2 protein-coding genes and 1 pseudogene are annotated in these 4,132 nt (G+C 75.5%); 1 reads left to right on the forward strand and 2 read right to left on the reverse strand.

Going from position 1 to position 4,132, the window contains the following annotated elements; all coding sequences use genetic code 11:
* Window positions 1-1,566, reverse strand: a pseudogene (locus NCC78_RS28635) (hypothetical protein); the annotation flags it as partial.
* 200 nt (window positions 1,567-1,766) lie between these two features.
* Entirely contained in the window at window positions 1,767-2,651 is an 885-nt protein-coding gene (locus NCC78_RS28640; RefSeq protein WP_250798416.1) for a zinc finger domain-containing protein, read from the reverse strand.
* Between the two features lie 588 nt (window positions 2,652-3,239).
* On the opposite strand from NCC78_RS28640, the gene NCC78_RS28645 reads away from it, so the two are divergent.
* Window positions 3,240-3,983, forward strand: coding sequence for a DUF8814 domain-containing protein (locus NCC78_RS28645; RefSeq protein ID WP_250798419.1), 744 nt, complete (start codon window positions 3,240-3,242; stop codon window positions 3,981-3,983).
* Window positions 3,984-4,132: the final 149 nt, after the last annotated feature.

Below are 4,132 nucleotides of genomic sequence, written 5' to 3' on the forward strand. Positions count from 1 at the left end.
GGCCGGGCGGTCCGGCGCGCGGACCGCCTCCACCATCGGCACCTCGCCGGCGTCGGCGTCGGCCAGGCCGCCGTCCGGACCCCACATCGGGCCGTCCGAGCCGGCCCGGTAGAGCTGGAGGTTGAGGCCGCGGTCCAGGCAGGCGTTGAGGATCCGGAATCGGTACGTCCTCGGCTCGACCGCCAGCCACGGGTACGCGACCCCGTTGACCAGCACGGTGTCGCCGAACGCGTCCGGCACCGCCGACGGGTGCGGGACACCGGGCGTCAGCGGCGGCTCGTCCGCGTCGGTCACCGGGTCGTGGTACGGGTTCGGCACCGGTGCCGGGACGGGTCGCGGGCGGCCGCCGTTCGACCCGCCGTCGCCCGCGCCGGCGTCCGGCCCCCCGTCGGCGGTACGCGACCACGGGCCGTAGTCCCACCGCCCCGTCGGGTTCGTCCCTCCGGCCCGGTACGGGTTCTGCCGGGGCTGGTAGACGTGCGGGTGCCAGAGGCTGCCCCGGGCCCCCCAACGGTCCCGGTCCCAGGTCGGGTCCTCCCCGGCGAGCTGGGTGTCGTCCGGCACGAAGGTCTTGTCCTCGAACACCAGCGGCAGCTGGTCGGCCGGCAGCACCCCGTCGCTGACCAGCCGCTCCTCGGCCGGGTCGGTGAGCAGGTAGAGCGCGAGCTGCCCGGAGTAGACGGTCAGCCGGGCCAGGCCGACGGTGTTGTCGTGGAACCAGAGCAGCCGGCCGCTCTGCTCGTTGGGGTAGTAGAGCGTGGTGGCGCCCGCCCCGGGATGCGGCATGTCGGGGACGTGGGTCGGGCCGACCCCGGTCGGGTACGGGGTGATCTCGCCCGCCGGGGTGACCCACTGCCAGGGGTTGCCGGCGCTGATCCAGCCGGTCTGCGCCCCCGCCAGGTGCAGCACCGCCCGGTTCTGGGGGTAGGGGGCGGGACCGTCGAGCGGCCCGGTGCCGGCGCCCTCGACGGTCGGGTCGACCGGCAGGAACAGCTCGCCGGCCCGGCCGGTGGGAAGCTGGTTGATGAACTTGACCCGCACCGGCCGGCCCCGCCGCGCCAGGACGACCGGGCCGAGGTGCCAGGGACGCTCCGGCGGCACGACGGTGTTGTGTCCGGCCGGGTCCGTGCCGAGGTTCAGCTGCCGGTAGCCGCGCAGCCGGGTCGCCGGCAGGTCGCGGTGCAGCCGCTGCGTGTACTCCTGCAGGCCGATCTCGTAGTAGTCGCAGCCCGGATAGCTGATGGTGTCCGGCACCGCCACCGGCAGGTGGGCGCCGAGTTCGGTGCGGCCCAGTGCGCCCAGCCCGGGCAGCGCGTCGACGAACTTGCGGACGCCGGTGCCGGGCGTCACCCGGCCGTCCGCGTCGAGCACCGGCAGCGGGCTGCGGGCGTAGTTCGGCACCGTACCGAAGCATCGGGGGACCGCGGCGGAGTCGAGGCTCGCCGGCGCGGGCGTTGCCTGGTCCGCGCTCCGGGCGGCCGGGACGGCCGCCACCGGCCCGGTGTCGTCGCCGCTGCGGGCCGCCCGGTCCGTCCACGGGATCCGGAGTCTGCGGAACATGTCCATGGCTCTCCCCGGTGTCTGGCGCGGCGGCCACCACCCCGGCGTGGCGGCCCCGGGCGCGCTTCGCTGACGATGCGTGAGGAGTCAACCGCAGCATGCGACCTGGACGGCGGGGTTAGCTAGTACCCAATCGTCCGTATCTGTGGCGGCGATCCGACTACCGCCGGCTGGCGCGGAGTGTCCGGCCCGACGCGCCGGTGGGTTCAGGGCCGCGGGGCCGGGCGCTCGGGCTGGCAGACCGGGCACCAGTAGGTGACCCGCTCGCCCAGCTCCTCCTTGCGGATGGCGGTGCCGCAGCGGCGGCAGGGCTGGGCGCGCCGGCCGTAGACGTAGCTGGTCTGATCCCGGTGCAGCGACCCGGTGGTGCTCTGCGTCCAGCGGCCCCGGTTCGCGGCCAGCAGCTTCTGTGCCAGGGTGACCGTGCCGGCGAGGTCGGGTACCGCGCCTACCGGAGTCCACGGCGAGACGCCGCGCAGGAAGAGCACCTCGCACTTGTAGAGGTTGCCGACGCCGGCCAGGTTGCGCTGGTCGAGCAGCGCCTCGCCGATGGTGGCCTCCGGGTGGGCGGTGAGCCGGCGCACCGCCTCGGCCGGGTCCCAGTCCGCGCCGAGCAGGTCCGGGCCGAGGTGGCCGACGAGGGCGTCCTCCTGGGCGGTTGGCACCAGGGCCAGCTCGTGCAGGTGGTAGCCGACCGCCACCGCCCGCTCGCCGCGCAGCACCACCCGGATCAGATGCGCCGGCCGGGCCGCCCAGCGTTCCCTCGGCGCGTACGCCCGCCAGGCGCCCTCCATCCGCAGGTGCGAGTGCAGGGTCCACCGGGCCCCGGCGGCACCGGCGGCCCCGTCGTCACCGTCGTCGGTGCCGGGGCCGCCGTGGGCTCCGGCGACGGGCGGCGCGGTGTGTCCCGGCGGGGCGTTCAGGCGGAGCAGCAGGTGCTTGCCACGGCTGGCGGACTCCCGCACGGTCCAGCCGGCGAGGTCGGTCGCGGCGAGCTGCGGCACCCGGAAGTCGCTGCCGGTCAGCCGGTCGCCGGCCAGCGCCCGGTGCAGGACGCGGGCGGTGTTCCAGACGGTGTCGCCTTCGGGCACCGCTCCATCTTCCCTCCTCCGAACTGAATTAGCATGTGTCGCTATTTGTACCGAGGTTCCCATCGATCTCCCGACAACGTCACTATCAGGGGGTTCTGAGGAGAATGTCCATGAGTCGTGCCCGACGTCGCACTCGAACCGCCGTCCTGACCGCCGTCCTCACCCTCGCCCTCCTGCCCGTCCCCGCCCCGGCCTCGGCCGCCCCCGGTGGCGCCGAAAGCTGGACCACCGACCTCTCCCGCGTCAACGGTGACGACGTCAACGTCCGGCACACCCGCGCCGGGCTCCGCCTGGCCGATCCCCGACCGGCGCCGGCCCGCCCCGGCCGCAGCCCGCACAGCGCCGTCGCCGAGGGGATGTTCCTGGCCGCCCCGCGCACCCTGACCCGACCCGCCAACCGGTTCCGCGCCGAGGTCTCCACCCGGGTCGCCGGCGGCGGCGCCGTCGAGACCCAGGTGCGCGGCTGGCGGGCCGAGGGCTGGACCGAGTGGCGCGACGCCGGCCCGGCGGCGGTCTTCGACCGGCCGGTCACCCGGGTGCAGACCCGGGTGGTGCTCACCGCCGGCCGCTCCGGCGCCACCGCCCGAGGTGCGCTCCGTCCGGCTCACCGCCGACGCCGTCGCCGCCGTCTCCGCCGCCACCCCCGGCCTCACCTACCGGGTGTACGCGACCCGGATCGGCCTGGTCGGCGAAGTGACCGCCAACGGCCGCACCATCACCGCCCGGGACCACTTCGTCGCGCTGCCCTCCCGGCGTGGCCTGGCCCCGCTCAACACCGGCGACTACACCGTCCGGGTCTGCACCACCACCGGCAGCCGCTGCGAGTACGCGCCGGTCTGGGACGTCGGCCCGTGGAACACCCGGGACGACTACTGGAACCCCAGCGCCGTCCGGGAGAACTGGAAGAACCTTCCGCAGGGCCGGCCGGAGGCGCAGGCCGCGTACCAGTACGGCTACAACGGCGGACGGGACCAGTTCGGCCGCACGGTGTTGAACCCGGCCGGCGTCGACCTCGCCGACGGCACCTTCTGGGACGGGTTGCAGCTCACCACCAACGCCTGGGTCGACGTGGCCTACCTGTGGACCGGCGCCGGGCCGCGCGGCGTGGTCGGCGACGGCCCGCTCAACATCCGCACCGGCGCCAGCACCGCGTACGCGACCCGCGGGCTGGCCGCCCGCTACGCCAACGTGCCGATCCAGTGCTACGTGACCGGGCAGACGGTCGCCGGCCCGTACCGCACCACCAACCGCTGGAACCGCCTGGCCAGCGGCCAGTACGTCAGCCACGCGTACATCTCCGCGGTGTGGGGCGGCACGGTTCCGATCTGCTGACGCCCGGCCGCCGCGGGGTCGGGCGGTTCGCCGGCTCCGACCCGGCGGGCGACCGGTCCCGGCGGGCCGTCGGCAGCTCGTCGAGGCGCTCCAGGTCGGGGCCGCCGTGCCGCTCGACCCGTTGCCGGCTCGGCGCTGCGGCCCGGCCT

It is taken from the genome of Micromonospora phytophila (genome assembly GCF_023656545.1).
Classification (GTDB): Bacteria; Actinomycetota; Actinomycetes; order Mycobacteriales; family Micromonosporaceae; genus Micromonospora; species Micromonospora phytophila.